Origin of the sequence: Bacillus sp. B28, assembly GCF_029536185.1 — a bacterium.
Classification (GTDB): domain Bacteria; phylum Bacillota; class Bacilli; order Bacillales; family Bacillaceae; genus Bacillus; species Bacillus halotolerans.
This window is the reverse complement of sequence record NZ_CP120511.1, coordinates 752,629-776,890: the sequence shown is the minus strand read 5'-3', so window position 1 is coordinate 776,890 and position 24,262 is coordinate 752,629. Positions and strand designations below refer to the sequence as shown.

At 39.5% G+C, this 24,262-nt stretch carries 2 pseudogenes; both read right to left on the bottom strand.

What is annotated here, in order from left to right:
* Positions 1-351 precede the first annotated feature (351 nt).
* Positions 352-6,342, bottom strand: a pseudogene (locus P3L57_RS03705) (SDR family NAD(P)-dependent oxidoreductase); the annotation flags it as partial.
* A 307-nt stretch (positions 6,343-6,649) separates the two neighbouring features.
* A pseudogene (locus P3L57_RS03700) lies at positions 6,650-24,169 on the bottom strand (SDR family NAD(P)-dependent oxidoreductase); the annotation flags it as partial.
* Positions 24,170-24,262 lie beyond the last annotated feature (93 nt).

Here is a 24,262-nt window from a genome sequence, read left to right as displayed (position 1 = left end):
TGATTACTCCTCGATTTCAGAACAATTCCAATGTTCCTATATGATGAATCGATATTTTTTATTTTTTCTATGGATGTATATTCCCACCTGTGAAACTACCGATTGTCGTGCTCTCATAATTTATTTTTCGCTGATTTCCATTGCCAGCATTGCGATAAGCTCTTCCTCACTCATCTGATCAATTTTATTAAAAAGAGCTTCATCTTCTTCACTGTTATGGACCGGATCTATGAATAGAGTCCTGTTTTGATCTATAGCCGCTTCTTCTGCTTCAGCTAAGCCAGGAAGGTCCTCTGGCTCTGATAGAATCTCCAATTCGTCCAAATTCAACATCGGCAAAATATACTTAGATACCTCGACAATATTTGGGTAGTTAAAGAAAATCTGTTCATCAAGCTCTATATTAAAAACTGTTTGAAGCATGTTATACCCCTCGGCAATTGCAATGGATTCCAACCCCAGCTCAAAGAATCCCTGTTCAGGGTCTGGCAGTCTTCCTTCTGTGAATCCTAGTAATGAAGCAAATATTTCCTGAATGTAATGAATCATCTTCGGAATTTGTTCACTTTCAAATGAATTGGCAAGTTGATAAAGAAATGTCATATCAGAACCGTTTGACAACGGCTCTTCCTCTTTACATGGACTCGCACTTTTATCCGAAATACTCATTTCCAACTTTTCTTCAAATGGAACCGCTTTTTCTGGAGTTCGATACATCCAGTACTTTTCTTTTTCATAAGGGTATACTGGAAGCGAAATCCGATATGGCAGGAAACCTTTGTAAAGTTCACTAAACGGGATTTCGTTACCTTCCACCCATTTAGCCGCCATCTCATAAAGATCACTTTCTGCAGATACCTTTCCGGAGTAATCGCCCGGCTTGATCCTTTCGCTTGCCGGAATAGCCTTTCCCGCTATCAATCCTCTTATATGTTTAATTTCATTGACATCCTCATTCAAAAATTTCTCAACCATTTTCCTTAATTCCTCATACTCGGAAACAATAAAAGCCACTCTGTATGGAAAAGCTTTACGGCCTGTCTGTAGTGTAAATGCAATATCCCTAAGATCAGGCACTTTCTGATCTTGGTCCTTCGTATCCACTAGATAATGAAAAAGCTTGGTTGCATACCTTTTTAATGCAGATTCATTTTTGGCTGACAATGGAATGATAACTGGATTTTTTCGGGTTCCTTCCGCCGGTCTCCTTTCAGGTTCATACTCCTCAATAATCATGTGGACGTTTACTCCGCCAACACCAAACGAGCTAATACCCGAACGCCTTGGACACTTTGTTTTTCTGCCTTTAAGGATTGTCGGCTGTTTCCATTCTTCGGCCTTCATCTGAACATAAAATGGAGTTTCGGCAAAATGAATATCTGGATTGATTTCCTCCGTATTAAGCCTGCTCGGCAATAACATTTTATGTTTCATCTGCAACAATACCTTAGCAACTTGTGCTATTCCTGCAGCAGCTTCAGGATGGCCGATATTTGACTTTACTGAACCAATTGAACAATATTGTTTATCTGAAGTATATTCAGCATATGCATCCGTTAAAGCTGTAATCTCAATTGGATCTCCAAGAGATGTTCCCGTTCCATGTGCTTCAACATAGCTGATAGTCCGTGGATCTACATTTGCCTTATTCAGTGCTTTCTTAATGACTTCTTTCTGAGCAACTGGATTTGGGACAGAATAGCCATTCGTTTTGCCATCATGGTTAACAGCTGAGCCCTTAATGACACCGTATATATGATCCCTATCCCTTCTAGCCTTCCAAAGAGGTTTTAAAAGCACCGCGCCTACCCCTTCACCTGGTACATAACCGTCTCCGCCTTTACCGAAGCTTCTGCAATGCCCGTCAGAGGCTAGGAATTTAGCAGAATCTAAGGTGATGTACTTACTTGGATGTAAGGTTAAATTCACCCCGCCTGCTATCGCCATATCACATTCATCTCTTAATATGCTTTCACAACCGAGGTGTATAGCATATAGCGATGAAGAACATGCCGTATCCACAGACAAGCTCGGCCCTCTAAGGTTGAGCAAATAGGATACTCTGTTAGCAACTGAATAAATCTGTGAATTAATCGGAACTGCATTCCCTCTATCAATCTCAGCAGCCCCTGAAAGACCGTAAGTGTTAAAGGTAACACCTGCATAAACCGCCACATTTCCTCGTTGATCTTCATCATAACGATCACCTAATGATTCTGGCGTATAACCGGCATCTTCCAGGCAACTCCAGACAGCCTGAAGAAATAAACGTTCCTGCGGGTCCATAAAAGCCGCATTGAGGGGGGAGATATTAAAGAATTGCGGGTCAAATTTATCAGCATCCGCAACAAATCCTCCCCATTTGCAGCTAATATCTGGATATTTCTTATGGTCCCATCTTTCTTTGGGAATCTCGGTAATACTGTCCTTTCCTTTCATGAGATTCCTCATAAACTCATCCATGTTTTCTGCCTGTGGAAATGTTCCGCTGATTCCAATAATCGCAATTCCCTGTTCATCTTCAGAGATTTTTTCCTCCGCGACAGTTTGAGGTACTGCTTCCTTCGAAAAAGGAACCGGTTTTTCCGGTCTAACGTTTCCGGTTTCCGCAATTTGATGATCATTAAGAGAATTTAGCAGCGTAATGATTTTCCCCCTCTGCTTTTCAACGAAATACTTGCTAAGCGTATATAAGTTTTTATATGTAAACATAAGAGTGGCTGGCAATGTACCAAAGACCTGTTCAAAAAATCTATTAAGCTGATTGATATGAATAGAGTCAATTCCATAGCTTTCAAATTCTTCATGCGGAGAAAGATAGTCTGTCGGTATATTAAGAACTTCTGAAAACATTTGCTTTAAATATTCAAGAATGGCATCAGTTAGCTTCGCATCATCCTCTGTCGATAAGTAATAAGGCCTTTCTAATACGGGCGTTTCTTCTTGAATTTTTTTAAGTATAGGATCTTCAGGATCGTTTTTTATCATCTCCTTGTTCGGTATCAGGCGGTGATCCTTCCCGACTTGCAAGATCCAATGTCGTTTTCGATCAAAAGGATAGGTTGGAAGAGACATCCTTTGTCTCGTCTCATCCCTATACATTTTTCCCCAATCAACATCAGCTCCCATCACCCAGAGCTCGGCGATTTTTTCCATATCTCTATCCTCAAGAAACTTTTGCATTTGTTTCTTGGCAATTTCACCATTTAGGAGAATATCGAATTTTTCAATGAACTCATTGGTATTTCCTTGTTTGAGGTTAGGATTATCGTTTTTTCCATTACAATAGTCAGACAGACCTTTCTTAAGATCATTGACATCCCCGGCAATGATTGCTAATCTCTCTTTCATGCTTTCACGTCCTACTTGAAGAGTGAATGCAAGATCTTCAAGGGGAAAATCCATTTTCACATCAGGTTCTGCCTTCTCAGGTATTGAACTTTTTGACTCAAAGGAGGATAAATATTCAGCCAGACCATTCAAAGTGGAATGATATACCAGTTCGTTGTCTGGGATCTCCAGTTTTAGCTTTTTCTCGAGTTTATGATGTAACACCGTTAAATCATAGGCATCTAACCCATAGTCAGTAAATGGCTCATCATAGTCCACTTCTGCCTGACTTATGCCTAAAATTTCAGCGATCTCCTGTTTAATGATTTCTTTAACAACATAATTACGCTCCGCGATACCTGTATTAACTTTGATTGACTGGTCATTGGGATGAATAGGTTTATATGTTTCCAGAAATAAATGTAACTGATCAGCATAAACCTTAAGTCGTTCTTTATTTTTAGCTGAAAGAATAAAAAGCTGAGAATGACTGTCTTCTCTGGATATCGAAGGCGATCCCTTCTCGTATTCCTCAAGAATAATATGCGCATTTGCACCGCCAGCTCCAAAAGCGCTAACTCCGGCTCTTCTGGGATAACGTTTTTCCTCTGATGCCGTTTTAATAGCAGGCTGTTTCCACTCTTCGAGTGAACGCTGGACATAGAACGGATTATTTTTAAAATCAATGAAAGGATTTAACTGCTTAGAATGAATAGATGGAACAAGCATCTTATGCTTCATCTGAAGCAGTACCTTTGTGACTGCCGCAATACCAGCTGCAGATTCCGAATGTCCAATATTTGATTTTACTGAACCGATAGCACAAAATTGCTTCTCATCCGTATATTCATGAAAGGCCTTCGATAGGCCCGATATTTCAATCGGATCACCTAATGCTGTACCTGTTCCGTGCGCTTCAATATAACTAATAGTCCGAGGATCAATGTTAGACTTTTCGAGAGTTTCTTTAATCAGTTCACTTTGTGCATTCGGGTTTGGCACTGTATATCCACTCGTTTTGCCGCCTGAGTTAATTGAACTTCCTTTGATCACTGCATAAATCTGATCTCCATCTTCAACAGCTTTACTCAGTGGCTTTAGCACGAGCGCTCCAACCCCTTCACCCGGAACATATCCATCCCCATCACCGCCAAAGCTTCTGCATTTTCCATCCGTTGAGCAAAAGTTTCCTATGCTGAGCTGAAGATATTTGTTAGGATGAAGAGTTAAATTCACTCCTCCGGCAATAACCATCTCAGCCTCACCTTTGCGGATGCTATCACAGCCAAGGTGGAGAGCCACGAGGGAGGAGGAACACATTGTATCCAATGCGATACTGGGGCCATGAAAATCAAAAAAGTATGAAACTCTGTTTGCGATTGATGCAAAAGAAGAGCGGCCTGAGATTTTATCTCCAAATTGTTCCGTTTCAAGCAACTGATAGAGACCGTACATCGCACCCACAAATACCCCAACTTTCTTGCCTTTAAGTGAAGCGCTGGCATATCCTGCATCTTCAATTGCATTCCAGGTCGCTTCTAAAAACAATCGTTCCTGCGGATCAATAAACTTCGCCTCATTTGGAAGAATACTGAAGAATTGAGAATCAAACATCTCTATATCATCAATAAATCCTCCCCATTTGCTGTATGTTTTTCCGATAATCCCTTTATCTGAATCATAGTATAGACTATGATCCCATCTGTTTTCGGGAATCTCTGTAACACAGTCCTTTCCCATCTTCAAATTCTCCCAAAACTCATCAAGGTTCTGCGCCATAGGATATCTGCCTGATACTCCGATTATTGCGATATCTTCATCACGAGCTTCTGTTTCCCGCCTGCTTTTCTTTTTTTTCTGATTTCCCGGCAATTTAACCCGTACGTTCTTTTTGCCTTTAGGTTGGTCTTGAACGTGAAGGTTTTCCGTTCGGTCTCTATCAGTTAGTCCAAACAACATTGTTAAGGCTTCTTTTTTATAATTCACTAAGTATTCCGCCAGTTCAGTGATGTTATTATATTCAAAAAACAATGTTTTGGAGAGATCCCCTAACTTCTCCTCCATTGTTTTTGTCATGCCCATAATCGCCACAGATTCAATGCCAAACTTACTAAAGGTCTCATCGTTTCTGATTTTATCTATTGGGGTCTTGGTTTGAATTGATATTAGCATTTTTAAGAATGTTTCAGTCCTATTAAGCAATATCTTTTGGCTTGCATCTGTTACAACAGGATCATTTATCGGTGGGGTCATACTATTGTCCTTTTCAGACGAAATAGCATCATTATTTTTCATTTTTTTTATTTCGGATTGGATTTTTTCTCCTTCACCCTGTAAGACTATAAGTTGCGATCCCGATTGCTGTAATCCATACTCTAACGCCGGGATCCCCCTTTCCTTTGGGAGCGGAACCATACCAAATCCATCCTTCATGATTTTTAGTTTCTCATCATTCACGCTCATTTTACCGCCTTCCCATAAAGGCCAGTTTATTGAGAGAGTCTTCCCGAAACGTTTACCGGCTTTACACTGAGCATCTCTCCACTGTGCAAAATAATCCATATAACTGTTTGCATACCCATAATCGCTTTGGCCGACATTACCTAAAACTGCCGCAACAGATGAAAATAAAACAAAGAAATCAAGAGGTTCGTCCTTTAATGCTTCATCCAAATTCTTCGTACCGAAGACCTTTGAAGCTAATACCGATTGAATTTCCTCATCATTTTTGTTTAACACAAATGAATCTCTAATAACTCCCGCAGAGTGGATAACTCCATTTATGTTTCCAAACCTTTCCTTTGCTATGGCAACAAGCTTCTCAACTTGCTGCTTGTTTGACACATCCGCTTTAACATAAAGGATATCTGCTCCTAGGTTTTCGAGTTCTTGCAGCTTTGAATCATTTTCCCTTTCTATCTCACTGCGTCCTGTCAGAACAAGCCTTGCGTTCGTCTTTTGAGCTAGGTGTTGGGCAAAGATTAGCCCCAATTCTCCTAGACCCCCCGTGATAAGATAAACGCCCTGTTCTTTAAGGAAATCAATTGAGTCAAACTGTTGGATTGATTCAGTTATTTTCATTCTTCCCCTCATTCCTTTCGTTTTCCCAAAACACAAATCCAATATTAGGGGATGAATCGCAGGTTAACCATTTCCAAAAACATTCTAACTTTTTGATTGGTTATGTGTTTTTCCTGATTTAGTCCCGCTTCCCATAATCGGACTCAATCGTGTTTACGAGAAGCGGGAACTAATATAAAAGGCCGTTTATGAATACACTAACCCTTTCCCCTACAAATCGGTATTAAATTCATTTGACTTAAAGAATTGATAGTTCTTTGATACCTTTAACTAATCGGATGTTGCCCTCATAACGCACCTCTACTTCTGAATCAAAAATATCAAGCTCATTTAATAGAAGTCTTGCGTTAGAAATGTCACCTTCTTTTAAGAAACGATCTGCTTTTTGTATTTCAACTGTCCTTAAAAGAAATGCAGGATTCTCCATACGGATTGTTTTAGAAAATCCGCTTATTGCGCTGTATTCAGGAATGACCTCTTCTTTGTTATTGACAAACGTAAATAGCAGCCGGATTTTTGTTTTAATTTTCTGCTTAATCAGTGCTTGACTGAGATAAAACATCGAATAAATTCCTTGTTCCAGGTGATCATTCAAATCCTCATTTGTTTCAGCAGAACTTTCGATATCCCGATACAGTATTATCCTATCCGGCTGTAACCCATGTTCTTCGAGTTTCTGAAGCAAATTTTGATAGTCATCCTGCAACATTGGATTTATATCATACATATGCTTCGCTTTCTGGCGATAAACTTTCCCGGGATTAACCAGTATGACTTCTGATTCATCATTGTCCTGTCTAAGCTGCTCTAAAATATTCTTGTACAATTTTTCATCTTGATCAAACACGATTACTGAACCTTTTGCTTGCTGCGGGATGATTTCATCATCCCTGTTCATTTGTGACTCAGATTCACACCATTCAGTTGTATAAAGATATGTTTTAAAATCAGAATCATTGGTTTGTTTCATACTGGACTGACTTTCCTGGTCAGTCATATTAAATGCTTTTAAAGTGAACTCATCTACACATACCAATGTTTTTCCAGAACGATCGGCAATCTTAATGTCAAACTTTTGAATTGATGATTGTGAATTCTGTGCATGGCTTGAACGTGTAACATAGGCAACACAATCATTCACCAACGATTCATAAATTCTTATTTCAGTAATAGCAAATGGTAAAAGGATTACGGATTCAGACTGTACATTTCTTTCTATTAAACCAAGCACCGTTTGAAAAGCTCCGTTTAGTAATGCAGGATGAAGGACATAGTCTTTGTTCGTTTCTTCCATATCCGGTGACAGCTTTAAATACCCTAATGCTTCTGATTCATTGGAATGTATTTCTTGAATCACCTGGAAAGTGTTTCCGTTTATCAATCCGCTCGCTTTCATTGAATCATAACAATCTTGCCCATGATCAATCGTCCTGCAGCGTGCCTGTATCTGCTCAATATCTATTGAAGCTTCTCTTGCCTTTGAAACCAGACTCTCCCTAAACTCCAGCTTGCCTTCTGTACAAATGACCGGTTCATGCTCCTCTGCCTCACTTGGAATACTTATCTCAAAATCAATTGTCTGTTCGTTCGGATACAAACGAATCTCTGTATTCACTGTTTCACTTTTAACCTCAATTTGATTAGTCCAGACAATATCCTTGATCACATTTATCTGATCTTCTGTGCTCAATTCGCCAGCAATCCTTGTCATTTCCAAAATAGCTGAGCCAGGCAATACCTTTCGCTCTCCTAGCCGGTGATCTCTTAGGAAAAATTCATTTCCTGAAAAGTTGGAACAAAAGCGCTGGTTATAAAGACTTGAGAGGTTCTTATGAATAAGCGGATGAATATTCCCTTCTCCCTGATTTCCATTTTCAATTGGCATCTCAGGACTAAGTTTCACCCAATATTTTTCTCGTTCAAATGGATAAGTTGGCAGACTTATCCGCTTTGGCTTTCGATGACGGTAAAGATTATTCCAATCGAATTTGACTCCATTAACCCAATATGCACACAATTGATCGTATTGGGCACGATCGATGCAGTCCTTTACAGCTTTATTTAAGCCGTCAGCTGATGTAAAAGCATATTCAAATTTTCGTTTACCATAAACTTGGCCATAGTAAATCTCACTTTCAGTCTCATGATCCATTACGAAGGCTTTCAGCTTTTGAACGAGTGTTTCTCGTGAGTGTGCAACAAATGCAATCCGCTCCTCCATCGCTTCGCGTCCAACCTGAAGAGTATAAGCGATATCGGACAAATCGTTCTCCGAAAGGTTTTGATTCTCTATTGCATCTAAAAGGTTTTTAGCTGATATATATAACTGATCTTTAGATTTAGCTGATAAAACGATCACCGCTGGTTTCATTGATTGCGAGTCAGCAGGTTTACTTCCCCGTTGTTCAGGTGTGTATTCCTCTAGAATAATATGAGCATTCGCTCCGCCAGCACCAAATGATGAAATTCCTGCAATTCTTGGATGTTCCTTCACCTCTCCATTAACTTCTGCAACCGGGCGCTTCCACTCCATTACTTCTTGAGGTACAAAAAACGGACTGTTTTTAAAATCAATATTTGGATTGAGCTCACTCGAATGCAGGGATGGTACAATTTTTTTATTTCTCATTTGTAGTAACACTTTTGAAATAGCTGCAATGCCAGAAGCACTTTCACAGTGTCCGATATTTGATTTCACGGATCCGATTGCAATATTGGAAGCTTTGTCACCATAAGCTTTAGTCAAAGCAGCAATTTCTATCGGATCTCCTAATGCTGTACCTGTGCCATGGGCTTCTACATAACTGATCTTATCAGGACTTATATTCGACTCTTCCAGCGCTGTACGAATCACTTCCGACTGTGCGGCAGGATTTGGTACCGTATAGCCATTGGTTTTCCCGCCATGGTTAATCGACGTTGCCTTAATCACTCCATAAATATGGTCTCCATCAGCAACGGCCTTATCCTTTGGCTTTAGAAGCAAAGCTCCGACTCCTTCACCAGGAACGTAACCATCTCCGCCCTTTCCAAAACTCACACATCTTCCATTCGTAGATGCAAATTTCCCTTGGCTGATCAGAAGATACTTATTTGGGTGACTGATCACATTAACTCCGCCTGTCACAGCTAACTCACATTCCCCATGTTTGATGGCCTGACACGCCATGTGAATCGCTACAAGCGAAGAAGAGCACATCGTATCTACGGCTAGACTCGGCCCATGAAAATCAAAGAAATATGAAACACGATTTGCTATTGATGATGGATTACCAGAAAGGACAATCGGATTCCCTACTTTCTGCTCCTGAGCAGCGTAAAGCTGATAATCTTCACTCATGACGCCAACATATACTCCCACGTTTCGGCGTACATCAGAACCCGGATTATATCCAAGTGCCTGTCTTGTATAACCAGCGTCTTCAATTGCCTCATATACACTTTGCATAAACAATCTTTCTTGAGGGTCCATGATTTCTGCGTCAGCAGGTGAAATATTGAAAAACAGCGGATCAAAACAGTCTATGTTTTTCATGAAACCGCCCCATTTCGTATAAGCTGTTCCAACATGATCCTTATCCTCATTAAAATACTTACTGTGATCCCACCTTGATAATGGAACCTCAGAAATACAGTCACGTCCATCATGCAAATTATCCCAGAATTCATTTAAGTTTTCTGCCTGAGCAAAAGCTCCTGACATACCGATAATGGCAATATCTTGGAGCGTCTCTGTCTTCTTCACATTGCTTGGCATCAAACGAGAATTTTTCCTAGCTGTAATACCTTGATTTTTCTGCTCTGCAGAAGTACTGGATTTTACAACTTCCGGCAGGTGCTCTTCAGCTGAACACCCTGTCAGTTTTGGAAATTGATCAGCGTACTTATTGACAAAATAATGAGTAATAGCATGAATACTCTGACATTCAAAGAGCAGCGTTTTCGGCAACGGTCCAAATGTTTTTTCTAACTGTTCAGTCAGCTTCATAACAAAAATCGAATCTATTCCATATATATCCAGAGGTTGTTCCTCGTCCAATTCCTGAATTGGAATGTTTAAAGCTTCTGCAAAGATCTGTTTAAAAAACATCATTGCCTTTTCATTAAAATTGCCTTCAGATTCATTTCCAGTTATCTCTTTTACTTTTTCAAAATTCCCAATAGACTCATCGGATTCAATAAATACAGAGCGGATTTTTTGAGCATATCCCTCTACAGCTATTATCTGAGACTGGTTCATTGCCAGTGATTGATAAAATAGCTTTAATCCGGTTTCAGTACGGAGACCCGTAATTCCGGTACGTTCACTCATTGCCTTTTCAAATGATTCATCCAGAAGGATTCCTCCTTCTTTCCACAAAGGCCAGTTGATAGAAATCGTTTTCCCCTTACGCTTATCTGCATTCACCAAATCTTCCCTGTATGCGGCAAATGCATCTATAAAAGCATTTGCTGCCGCATAGTCAGCTTGGCCTACATTACCTGTTATTCCTGACAGAGAAGAACATAGCACAAAGAAATCAAGTTCCATCTCTCGACTTGCCAAATCAAGATTTATTGTTCCTTGAACCTTTGGAGAAAGAACAGCTGACAGCTCTTTTTTTGTCTTTTTGTATATAAAATTATCCATAACCAGACCTGCAGAATGAATAATTCCATTTATTTCTCCAAAATCCTGATGGATCCCCTCTAATAGATTCACCATGGATCCCTCCACACTGACATCAGCCTGTCTATAAACTACTTTCACCTGATGATTGCTTAATTCGTTCAACACAGCCTGTTTATCTTCAGTTAGAGGAGACCTTCCAGTAAGCACAACAACGGCATTCTTAACCTGATGAGTGATTTCCCTTGCAAATATCAGCCCCAGACCGCCCATACCTCCGGTTATTAAATAGACACCGCCATTTTTCCACACGTTTGTCTGCGTTCCTGCCGGATAATTGAAACATTCCTCCATTTTCAAGGTGAATCGTTTTCCGTTCTCATACAATACAGAGTGATCAAGGCTGTATTTCGCATTCTCAGTCAATTTTTCAGCAAGAATACCTGCATCATTATCATCCTTGATCCCTATCACCTGACCATGGATATTCGGATTCTCAAGATGTGCTGTTTTAAGCAAACCTGCTAATCCCATAAGCAGGTATCGGTCATTTGTAACCGATACTGCGACCTGTATCAATACTTGATCCTGAGACTGACAGCTTATCTCATTTTTCACGGTTTCAAATAAGTCCAATGCATATTGGGTAAATCGCTTCGCTATGCTTTCAGATTGACTCTTTAACGTAATAATATGGCAATCCTTACATTCAGAATTGAATATGCTGCCCACTTTCTCATTCACATCACACAGTATAACTATCCGTTTGGAGTACTTGTAAGATGCCTCCGCTTTTTCTATGTTTGTCACTTCCCATTTTGGGGTAAATGTAAGAGGTGTGACATTTTCGGCTATAGATGGTTTCTCAGATAAACTGTTACGATCGCCCTTTTTAACAGCGCGAAAATATATATCTTCAATCTTAACGCAAATATTTCCAGTTGAATCAAATAGATCAATATCTAAATACTCTCCATCATTCTCGATAACCTGATTATGACTGGGACGTAAGTTCACCCACATCGAAGGAGAACAACCTTTGTAAACAGTAAGCTTCTTAATCATGAAGGGAAGTCTAGGCGTTGCTGAATCGTCTCCTGTGGATACGCGCTGTCCTCTGAACATGTGAACAGCATCCTCTTCTATACCAATGGCAGCTTGTAACGCAGAGTCCATTATACATGGATGCAGAGTATATTCTGATACAGTCTCTGCTAACGAATCTGACATCTTTAAATGGGCAAGAACTTGGCTCTCCCCAAGGTCTAAGAACTCAATGCCCCTTTGTCGAAGGCCATAATCAATTCCAATTGATTTAAAATGATCATAAATCTTTTCCGATTCAATTCGTTCTAGACAGCACTGACTTCTTATCTCGTCAACTTCAACTTTGGGAATTTCATTGTTTTGATTAAGACTTGCATACCCTTTACAATACAGAATCTGATTAGAATCATTGTCTTCTGATAGGCTGAAAACCCTGAATGCTATTTCACCATTTTCTTCAAGATCTAGTTCAATATGAATTTGAACCGGACGATGATCAATAATTACCGGTTGGATCCAGACTATATCTTTAAACTGAATCACATACGTTTCATCTGAATTTAAAGCATTACTGATCGAGGCATAGACCATTTCTATATAGGCCGCTGCCGGCATCGTCTTTCTTCCATTCACCAAATGATCAGAGAAGAAGGTTTCCCTGCCCGTAAAAACAGAACTGTACCTCTGCTGATTAAAATCTGACGTATTGTGATGTACAAGAGGATGAATAACATGATGACTATTCACGGCCAATTCATATTCCTGAGATTGAGTCTCTTCGTTTGGTATCCAATAAGATTCCTTGGCAAACGGATAGGTTGGGAGACTTATTCTTCTAAACTTTTTGTCTGAATAGAATTTACCCCATTCTATATTTAGACCTTTAACCCATAGCTCAAGAATTTTTTCATTTTCACCCTGTATGAACCATTTACCCAACACGCTCTGAAATTCTTTATCAGAATCCAAAACGTTTAGCACATTATTAATCCTTTTCGCTTTTCCTCTATAATAGTCCCCTGAACCTTGCAGAAAATCAGTTAGTTTTTGATTTAATTCTGAGATTGAGGTAACCGTAAACGCAAGACGTTCTTCCATTGCCTCACGTCCAACCTGAAGGGTATAAGCGATATTCTTCAACTCTGCATCGGAAGGCAATCTTTTTTGATTCCATGAAATGAACTGCTTTACTTGTTCCTGTAGCTGCTCTTCTTTTCTAGCAGAAAGAGTAATCATGATTGGTTCATTGTTTTGTTGATCAGAATTGAATTCGACTGAACTTTCAGGGATATATTCTTCTACAATCACGTGAGCATTTGAACCTCCTGCACCAAAAGCTGAGATCCCTGCGATTCTAGGATATTCCTTTGTTTCACCATTTTCTTCAATCATTGGACGCTTCCACTCAGTTAATCCTTGGGATACAATAAATGGACTATTCACAAAGTCTATATCGGGATTCAGCTCAGCAGAATGTAAGGATGGAACAATCAGCTTGTTTTCCATTTGCAGAAGAACTTTTGTCAGACCCGCGATCCCTGCTGCACTCTCACAATGGCCGATATTGGATTTAGCAGATCCTATAAGACAGAACTGCTTGTCCTTTGTCTGTTCTCCAAATGCTTTCTTTAAGCCAGATATCTCTATTGGATCTCCTAAAGAAGTTCCCGTACCATGAGCTTCGATATAACTGATTGTTCTTGCGTTCACTCCCGATTTTTTAAAAGCTTTTTTAATTAAACTCGCTTGTGCACGCGGATTTGGGACCGTATATCCATTTGTTTTTCCACCGTGATTAAGAGCAGTCCCTTTGATTACTCCGTAAATATGATCTCCATCTGCAATTGCCTTTGCCTTAGGCTTAAGGATGACTGCTCCTACCCCTTCCCCCGGTGTATAGCCGTCTCCGCCTTTTCCAAAGCTTTCGCATCTTCCCTTACTTGACATAAATCTGTTTTGTCCAAGCATTAGAAACTTATTTGGATGAAGCGAGAGATTTACTCCACCTGCAATGGCGGCCTCACATTCACCAAACAAAATACTCTGACATGCCAGATGAATGGATACCAATGATGAAGAGCACATAGTATCAATCGCCATACTTGGTCCGTGGAAACCACATGCATAAGAAACTCGATTTGCAATCGAAGCAGGACTTCCATTTAATGTATACCTATTTCCTCTAGCCTGCGCTTGTGCGCCATATAATTGATACTCTTCATACATTACGCCTACAAAGACACCAACATTGGATTCCAATCGATATTCCTTGCCTTTTCCAAGAGTGTGCCTTGTATATCCTGCATCTTCAATGGCATTGTATGCGCATTGTAAGAATAGTCTTTCCTGAGGGTCTAAGGCTTGAGCATCCTTTGGCGAGATATTAAAAAATAGCGGATCGAACTCATCGACACCATTAATAAAACCGCCCCATTTAGCATAAGTTTTGTCTGACTTACTCTTGTCTTTATCATAGTAAATACTATGATCCCAGCGGTCTTTTGGAATTTCAGTAATACAATCTTTGCCGTTCTTCAAGTTGATCCAAAATTCTCCAATGTGATCTGCCTGCGGATACTTTCCTGCAAGTCCGATAATGGCGATTTCTTCTCTACTATCATGATGATCATTTATTTCTTTCATTTCAGTAACGGCTCGAGTTTCGTTCTTTTCTTTCCATCTCCAGCCTTTAGCTTTGCTTCCGCCATTACGTTGTTTTTCACTAGCAGAAGGATTATTACACAACGGTATGGCCTCTGGATCCTTTTTCTTAATACCCAGCATTGCTATTATTTCGTTTGGATAAGCTTCAGAAAAATACTCTGCTAATTCCATTAAACTTTGATATTCAAAGAACAGCGTTTTAGGCAATACTCCAAATGTTTTTTCTAACTCATTTGTGAGCTGAATAATCATGGTCGAATTTATCCCATATGTTTCTAAAGGAACACGTGAATCAATCCGTTCAACGTCAAGCTTCAACTCAGATGAAAGAAGATGCTTTAACGCAACTGCAAACTTATCTTTTAGCCTGTTTTGATCATCACTCTGTTCTTCCTGCTTTAAGTCCCCACTATCAAATTCATATACTGGCAAGCTGTTAAATAAATAACTGTTGAGTTTTTCAGTACTCCCTTCAAGTGCCAAAATCTGAGACTCTCCGCTTGATATGCTCTCATATAATAGCTCGATTCCCGTTGCAGTATGCATCGGAATAAGACCAGTAACTTCCTGGATCGCCTTTTCCATTTCTATACTGATTTTCATTCCGCCTTCACGCCATAACGGCCAGTTAATGGAAACAGTGTGTCCGCAGCGTTTCCCTTCTGCTCCCAGACCATTTCTATATGCAGCAAACTGATCCATAAAGGCATTTGCAACTGCATAATCAGCCTGTCCTATGTTTCCTGTCACTGCCGCCATTGATGAAAAAATAATAAACAGATCTAATGGTACGTCTTTCGTTGCCTGGTCAAGGTTATAGATTCCAGAAACTTTTGGCGCCAAAACATCACGGAGTTCTGTTTCATTTTTCTTTATAATAAAATGGTCACGGATTATTCCAGAACAATGAATCACTCCATTGATATCACCAAACTCTTCTACCGTTCCTTGAATCAACCCATTCACCTGTTGCTTGTCAGCCACATCCGCTTGTCGGTATATGACTCTGACACCATCTCTCTCCAATTTTCTAATCTGCCTTCTATTATCCTCTGTTAAGGATGAACGTCCAACTAAGACTAGGGTGACGTTTTTCCCTTTATTGGCTATTTCATTGGCAAGTATAAGCCCTAAACCACCTGCTCCCCCAGTGATAAGATATACTCCGCTATCCTTCCAGCAAATACCAGTCTCTGGTCGAACTTCTACTTTCTTTAGTTCAGAAACAAAGCGGCCATTTTCTGTATATCGTACTTGTTGATCGACAGGATCTGTACCGCTCTCTTCTAAGCGTCTGCATAACTCAGCTATGCTGCATTCCTTTTGTGATTCAATCAACTGGCAAATCATATTGTGATTTTCAAGTTGTACCGTCTTTAAGAAGCCCGAGAAACCTGCTAAAACCTTATTTTCAGACTCTGTCACAATAAAGAGCTGAGTGAGTATTTGTTCTTTATACAACATCTGAGAAGACAGTTTTTTTACTTCTTTGAGCAGTTGGACGGTATAATCTGTAAATTTATCCGCAATATTTTGAGCATTAGATCGCAAAGCAATACATTTTGTGTCCTGTAAGCAGAGCTCTACATCTTGAATAAACTTTTCCTCAGGCTCACAAAGAATAACCAGTCTCCTACTAAATGAACCTCTCTTCGAGTTGGCAGTCACACTCTTTTCCGTCCATTTTTTAGAAAACATGATTTGTTCACTTAAAAAATCACTCTTTTCAGACCCGGCTTTATATGTTTTAAAAGCAATTTGGCTGATTCTAATGCAGACATTTCCCTGTAAATCACAAAGATCAATATTCAGTTTCTGCATTTTATCTTTTGACTTACTCTGTTTGTCCTTCCTGATATAGGCCAACATTTGAGAAGAGCAGTCTTTTAGAATCTCAATTTCATTTACTGCAAACGGCAGTTTTACCTCTTGGCTCTTCTCCGTATCTGATAATATCGTTCCCAGCATCTTATCATCGGATAGAGAAAAAGCGATCGTTGCCTGCAATGCTGCATCTAAAAGACTAGGATGTAATGTATATTGGGAACTGTTTACCAGCACTTTTTTCGGAATTGATAGTTCTGCGATGATCTCGTCCTCTCCAATATATACTGACTCTATTCCTTTATGTGATGGACCATAACTAATGCCTATGCTTTCGAACAGCTGATAGAACGACTCACCACTTACTTTAGACGCACCGCATTTTGACATAATGCCATCAATATCCACTCTTGATTCAGTTGCATCTTGATCTATCAGCACGCTTCCCTGGCAATGAACTGTTTCCTCACTTGCATTATCCGTCTGACTATAAATCGCAAATTTGATTTCACCGGAATCTTCGGGTTCAAGTGAAATGTGAAGAGCTGCCGCCCCGCTCGTCACCTCAAATGGTCTTTGCCAAACCACATTATGAATGTGTATCACTGTTTCATTCTGATCAGCAACTTCAAGCGCAGATTCCACAGCCATCCAGGCCATTTCAAGATATACAACACCCGGCAGAACCTTTTTACCATTAATGACATGATCCTTTAAGAAAAACTCTTGTCCATTAAACACTGTGCTATAACGTAATTCATATACGTTAGAGGTGTTCTTGATGACTAGCGGATGCATTTCTTCAACAGATATATGCCTGCTATTTAAACTTTCTAACATTCCCTTCGGCCAATACCGTTCTTTTGCAAATGGATAAGCAGGCAGTGATATGCGATATGGTTTACTCTCCTTATAAAACTGATTCCAATCTATTTCCTTTCCCGTAACCCACAACTCGGCAATTTTGCCAAGCTCATTTGTTTCAATAAGACTTGAAACAGTTTTTGCGCAAGTTTTTTCACCAATTGTCGATTTAATTTTCTGCTTAGCATCAAGAATGTTCCCTTTATAAAATTGATCTTGATTCTCATTTTTTCCATTTATAAATAAGGTAAGCTTTCTGACCAGCTCATTACTATTTTTTGCGATAATCGCTAATCTTTCTTCCATCGCTTCTCTTCCCACTTGTAAGGTATAGGCAATAGAAGGTAGGTCAGCAAAAATCCCCTTTGATATACTTCCAGATTCTATATCTTGCGGCAGCAACTCGCTTATATATCCGGCAATCGAATGAATCGAAGAAGTGAGATTAAATACTGAATCAGGAAGATAGATTTCCAGTTCCTTCTCAATTTCGTTTTTTAACCTCATGGACTGGACAAAATCAAATCCATATTCATCTAATTCGATTTTTGCATCGATATTCGTTTCTTTTATTCCTAATATATTTGCAGAAATACAGGTGATCTTATTTCGGATATCATCAAATATCAGATTCTCACCTGATGTCCCAGACTGTTTCTTTTGCTGTATACCGTTTTTCTTTTGCAAATACTCAATTAGTAATTTTGCATATTCTCTTAATCTCTCTTCATTTCGAGCTGAAAGAACAAATAACATTGGAGTGTGATCGCTTACTGTAGGTGATCCATGTAAAAACTTGTATTCTTCAACGATAACATGTGCATTCGCACCGCCTGCACCAAATGAACTAATCCCGGCCCTTCTTGGCACTTTCGTTTCTTTTCCGTCCTTAAAGATCACCGGCTCATCCCAATACTCAAGTTTCTGCTGTATATAAAATGGAGTTTTCTTAAAATTAATGTTCGGATTAAGGTTTTCCGAGTGAATGGACGGAACCAACTGGTGATTTTCCATTTGCAGCAGCACTTTTGTTAACGCCGCAATTCCTGATGCAGATTCCAGGTGTCCAATATTTGATTTTACTGATCCTACCGAACAAAACTGCGTTTCAGTCGTTTGCTTCCCAAAAGATTTTGTCAAGCCGGTAACTTCAATTGGATCTCCTAGAGCAGTACCCGTCCCATGCGATTCAATGTAGCTGATTGTTCGTGCATTAATATTTGCCTTTTGCAGAACATCTTCAATTAAATCCCCTTGGGCATTTGGATTTGGCACTGTAAATCCGCTTGTTTTGCCGCCGGAATTAATAGAGCTGCCCTTTATAACTCCATAAATATGGTCTCTGTCTTTCACAGCTTTCTCTAAAGGTTTTAATAAAACAGCTCCCACCCCTTCGCCGGGAACATATCCATCACCGCCCTCACCAAAGCTTCTGCAACGGCCATCACTTGAAGCAAACTTGCCCATACTCAGCATAATATGTTTATTAGGATGCAAGGTAAGATTTACACCGCCCGCAATCACTAAATCACTTTCTCCATTTTTAATGCTTTCACATCCGAGGTGAAGGGCAGTTAATGAAGAAGAGCACATGGTATCAACAGCCATACTTGGTCCAGTGAAATTACAGAAGTAGGATACCTGGTTGGCAATAGAAGCAAAAGACGAACCTATGGGCACCCTTTTCCCTTTTACCTCACCTTCAAAAAGCTGATACATGCCATACATTACACCAACAAATACTCCAACCTTATCCTTTTCCAATAAGGCCCTTGTATAGCCAGCATCCTCAATAGCCTGCCAAGCGGTTTGCATAAAAAGTCTAGCCTGAGGATCCATCTGTTCTGCTTCAATAGGTGGAATATTAAAGAAAAGCGGATCAAACATAGAGACGTCATTGATAAATCCGCCCCATTTACTATATGCCTTCCCAATCCTTTGTTTATCGGCATCAAAATATTTTCGGTAGTCCCATCTATCCTTAGGTATTTCTGAGATGCAATCTTTTCCATTCTTTAGGTTTTCCCAGAACTGTTCAAGATTATCTGCCATCGGGTAACGCCCGCTTACCCCAATAATTGCTATGTCTCCTATATCCTTCTTGACCGTTGTTTCAGATGTTAAAAAACGAGATCTCTTTCTTTTTTTCAGTGCTGACTCATCTGAATCTTCACTTATATTTTCCTCAGCGAGACGGCTTCCTTTATCCGTTTTTGAAGGTTTTCCAAACATGTTAATAATTTTTTCAGAATAATGATTTAGGAAGTAGTCTGTTAATTCCTTTAGATTACGGTATTCATAGAATAATGTTTTTGACAGTTCACCAAATGACTTTTCAAGGACACGAGTAAGACTCATAATAAGGATTGAGTCAATCCCATAGATTTCAAACGGCTCCAAAACATTAATCTTTTCCGCATCGATTTTAGTTTTTCCCGATAATACTTCTCTTAAAAATTCCTCTGTCTCTTCTCTGAACGTTTCAACTTCAGAAATATTTTCATTTTCTATAATGAGAGAATCAGTGATTGAAACTTTATCAGCCTCACCATTTAATACATCCACAAACCACTTCACTTGATTTATTTTACCCTTCACTAAAACTAACTGAGAGGCGTTTAGGCATAATCCATCTTCAAACGTTCTGATACCCTCTTCTATTTCTAACGGAATAAGCCCGCTTTTCTCTTCCATCGCCTTTCTTGATTCAAAGTCGATACCCATTCCTCCGCTTATCCAAAACGGCCAATTGATTGAAATTGTTTTTCCATAACGTTTCCCTTGAATACGCATATTTTCTCTATTTTCAGCGAAATGATCCATATAACAGTTCGCATAACTATAATCACATTGACCAATATTTCCAAACACGGAAGCAAGGGAAGAGAACATAGCAAAAAAGTCAAGATGCTCATCCTTTAAAATTTCATCTAAAAACCTGGTTCCGTATACCTTTGCTGCCAATACCACTGACATTTCCTCAGGTGTTTTATTCCAGAATAGAGAGTCCTTCAGAACACCAGCAGCATGAATGACGCCATCTATTTTATGAAATCTGCCTTTAGCTTTAGAGACAAGTTCGGCTGTTTCTTGTCGATTTGAAATATCCGCTTTAATATAGAGCACTTCAGAGCCGCGAGCTTCCAGCTCTTTAATCATAGCCCGCTCATCAGCGTCCGGCTTTCTGCGTCCTGTTAGAATTAGTTTTGCCTTCACTTTCTCACTTAAATAACGTGCAAAGATAATTCCAAGGCCTCCAAGGCCACCTGTAATCATATAAACACCATTATTTTTGATAAGAGCGGAATCAGACATATCCTTCTTTTTATCTAATGCTCGGATTTTCTTAACCCATCTTTTCTTTCCATCATGACGAACGTCACGACGTTCGTCCTCTATATCAAATTCCCCTAATAATATTTCTGAAAGTACTGAGATACTTATAGCAGCACCCTTTAATTCAACAGTCTTATAGTCGAACAACTGATTTTCCATTTGTAATGTTCTAAAAAATCCGCTCATTGCACCCTGTTCCGGTGTCTGATTTTTCATAGCAGCCTTATAAACGTATAACAGCTGTATCTTGCTATTCGTTTTTTGAGCCATTAACGCTTGAGTTAGCGCCAGCATTGAATATACGCCGCGTTCTAATCTTTCATCAAGCTGATTCTGTTTACTAATGGAGTCATCACAAGGCCAATTGTAGATGATTCTACCAGGTATAATCCCTTTATCTCTCAGCGCCTGTAACAAGACTTCAAATCCATCCGTATTAGACGGATTCATGACGAAAGTTTGTTGATCAATTACTCTATGCTTTACCCCCGGTTTTACAAGAATAACTGTGTCGTTAATTTTATTTTCCAAAGCCTTGCGAAGATCATTATTCATGTCGAAAAGGAGTAAAGCACCCTCAGCTCCGGATTTTTTCAGGCTTGTACTGCTATTAGCTTTCTCAGCTTCCCATACATGCTTGAAATACAAAGCTGATACTTGATCTGCTGATTGCAGTTCATTTGGAACCGCTTTGTCATTCTTAACAGAATTCTTTTTTTCTTGAATCGGCTTCACATTAAAGTCATTTATCACAGCTGAAATATTTCCTAAATCATCTGTAACAGTAATATCAAAGCTCTTTATTAAGCGACCTTGCGTATCATTATGTCTCTCCGTCTTAACAGCAGTTGTGTATACATAACCGGTTTCGCTCAGAGAAGAATGGATAGTGATTTTCCCCAGAGAGAAAGGAAGATAAACCTTATTCTCTTGCTCATTCTGTAGGAATATAGAGATTGTCTGTAATGCTCCGTCCAGCAAACCTGGATGTAAGCAATATTCTTTGGTCTCTTCCTTACTAGATGGGACATTTAATTTGACTCGTGCTAAAACTTCATTTTCGTTATAGGCTATTTCTTCTAGAGTCTGAAAGCGGGGACCATATACGAGCCCGTTATTCTTTACTGCTTCATAATTCTCTTTTGATTCAATCATCAACTGACAAGAGGATTTATATGCTTCAATATTTAATTGCTCTAATTGATCATTCTCTTTGTTTTTATATTCTATTGTTCCCTCTGCACACAAAATTTCTTCATCACTGTTTTTTGCGGATTCATCAGGAATACTTAGCTCAAAAGCAGCCTGATGATCCCCTTCTGGATATAGACGGATGTAAACAGTTTGCCCGTCTTCATTTACCTTTATGGGATAGACCCAGGAAATGTTGCTGATACTAGAAACCTGTTTTCCCCCAGATATTTCCCCAGCCGCTCTGGCCATTTCTAACATGGCTGCAGCAGGAAATATTTTGCTGTTTTGAACCATATGATCTTTAAGAAAGAACTCTTGTCCAGTAAAAACCGAGCGGAAACACTGCTCTGAAAAGTCTGAGACATTCTCATGCAATAATGGGTGCAGCACATTCATAACAACCCTCTCTTGGTGAGTATTGCGCGCTCTTTGCTGCAGCCAATGGACTTCCTTTTCAAATGGATAAGCAGGCAGAGGAATTCTTCTTGGTTTTACTGCATACTCCCTCTCCCAATCTACTGTTTCCCCAGCAATCCACCGATTAGCTAACACATTATACTTACAGGCTGATCTATCTTTATAAACCTCTTTCTCAGCAATGTCCTGCTTATCAACTTTATTACGTATTTTATTTCTCGTTATGCCGCCCCTTAAAATTTCTGTACCATTCGCTCCATTTCGAAGAAAAATTGAGAGTTTGCTGGATAAATCATGTAGACCAGAAGTAAGGATTGCTAATCGTTCGTCCATTGATTCCCGCCCGATCTGTAATGTATACAGGAAATTAGCAATATCTAATTCAGGGTTTGCCTCAAGATAATCTTTCATGTTTTCCACATAGATATTCAGCTGTGTCTCATTTTTCGCTGAAAGGACAAATATTCCCGGACTGTTACTGGATATTTCCATCTTCTTTTTGTGGTTTCCAGCCTGATGATTTGACATATCATATTCTTCAATCACTGCATGAGCATTGGTCCCGCTATATCCAAAAGAGCTAATACTCGCACGACGGGGATACCCATTAATTGTATTCCATTCATTCGTTTCTCGATTGATATAAAAAGGTGAATGATTGAAATCAAAATGTTCGTTTGGCGTGTTTACGTGTAAGGTAGGCACTAATTTTTTATGTTTCATAGATAACAATATTTTATGAATTCCCGCCATAGCAGCCGCTGCAGAAGTATGACCAATGTTACTTTTCACCGAACCTATGGCACAATAATTCTTTGCATCTTTTTTTTCACTGAATGCAGTGGACAGTGCTTCCAGTTCAATCGGATCACCTAACTTTGTACCCGTTCCATGCATTTCAGCATAACTTATACTTTCAGGATCTATATTGTATCTGTCATACATATCACGGACTAACTCAATCTGACTTCCGAGATTTGGTGCCGTTATCCCATTAGTCTTTCCATCCTGATTGATAGCAGAACCGATAATAACTCCGTATATATAGTCTCCTGCATCCTGAGCATCCTTTAGCCTTTTTAGAACAACTGCTCCGACACCTTCCCCTGGCACAAATCCGTTTGCACTATTATCAAATGCTTTGCACTGACCATCTGCAGACAACATTCCGGCCGAACACATACTAATATAAGATTCTGGTGTTAAATACAAACTGACCCCGCCAGCCAATGCCATATCGATTTCACCACGTAGCAGTGCCTGAATCGCCAAATGTGTACTGACAAGTGAAGATGAACAAGCCGTATCGATAGAAATGGCTGGTCCCTTTAAATTGAGATAATAGGCGATTCGGGCAGCGCCAATTGCATTACTATGTGCCGTTACACTTGAGTTCTCGCTACTCTGCTGGCTTTGAATGTTATATTCGCCATTTACAATACCCAAGTACACACCGCACTTTTTGTGATTCAACGCACTACGACTATATCCGGCATCTTCAAAAGCTCTATATCCCTCTTGTAAAAAGAGGCGATGCTGCGGATCCATCATTTCAGCCTCAGACGGCGGGATTTCAAAAAATAGAGAGTCAAAACAATCAACATCTTCGAGCATTCCCATCCATTTACAGTATATACTTCCCTCTTTTGAAATTTCAGGGTCATAATACTCGCTCATATCCCATCGGGACTCTGGAATTTCTTTTATTGCACTTTTCCCATTAGACAAAACTCCCCAAAACTGATTAATATTTTCCGAATCAGGATAACGACCTGATATCCCTATGATTGCTATCCTTTCATCCTGTTCAGAAAAATTGCCTCCAGAGTTTTCAGCTTCATATATTTTAGAATTTAGATTACTTATATTCTTATTGGAATCCTCAGAAACTATATT